Consider the following 1,126-nt stretch of genomic DNA (forward strand, 5'->3'; position numbering starts at 1 on the left):
CACCTATTGCAGGAGTCAGCCCTAAATGGTTATTTTGGTGTCGCCAAACAATCCATGAATAACCATGAGTAAAAGTAGTAATTTCTTCGGACAGCCGATATATGGACAGCTGATAAAATCACTCAATCGTGAAAAAATTGTTGAATTCAGCCGAAAACACGGCGGAGAGAAGTATGTAAAGAGCTTTGACGGCTATACGCATCTGCTTACGATGCTCTATGCCGTGATCCAGCGCTTCGACTCATTGCGTGAGATAGAGACATCTATGACAGCGGAGGTTCGCAAACTGCACCATGTCGGAATTGATACTGTACCAAAGCGCAGCACCCTGTCGGATGCAAATGCCCGACGGTCAGAGAAGTTCTTTGAGGATGTCTATCGCGACCTGTATGCAGCCAACAAAGACATTCTTTCATCGGACAGCAGACGCAACGGCACGGAAGAGTGGATAAAGCAGCTTAGGATTATCGATTCCACTACAATCACATTGTTCTCCAACGCTATTTTCAAGGGCGTTGGTCGACACCCCAAGACGGGAAAGAAGAAAGGCGGCATAAAGGTACACTCTGTCATACACGCCAACGAGGGGGTTCCCTGCGATGTGCAGTTCACTTCGGCGGCCACCAATGACTCTTTCATGCTTGCTCCGAGCCATTACAGCCACAACGAGATAGTCGCTCTTGACCGCGCCTATATCAATTATGCCAAATTCGAGGAACTGACGGACCGTGGCGTTGTATATGTCACCAAAATGAAGAAGAACCTAAGTTATGAGGTACTTGTAGACTGTATGCATCAGAACCCGCAGGGACTGATGGAATACCGTGAACAGGTCGTGGTGTTCCGTAAAGACGGCATAAACCACATCGCCAGAATAATTACATACGTTGACATCAAGAAGAACGGGAAGCCAAAACTCATATCGCTTCTGACCAACGACTTCGACATGCCGCCAGAGACAATCGTGGCGATATACCGCCGCCGATGGCAGATAGAGTCTCTTTTCAAGCAGATCAAACAGAACTTCCCCTTGAGATACTTCTATGGCGAGAGCGCCAACGCCATCAAAATCCAGATATGGGTTACACTCATCGCAAATCTGCTGCTGTCAGTACTTCAAAGCAAA

1 protein-coding gene is annotated in these 1,126 nt (G+C 47.5%); it reads left to right on the forward strand.

Going from position 1 to position 1,126, the window contains the following annotated elements; translation table 11 throughout:
* Positions 1-64 precede the first annotated feature (64 nt).
* On the forward strand, positions 65-1,126 hold a 1,062-nt coding region (locus tag C5O23_RS14115; protein WP_107033540.1), incomplete at its 3' end, for an IS4 family transposase.

It is taken from the genome of Duncaniella muris (assembly GCF_003024805.1).
Lineage (GTDB): Bacteria > Bacteroidota > Bacteroidia > Bacteroidales > Muribaculaceae > Duncaniella > Duncaniella muris.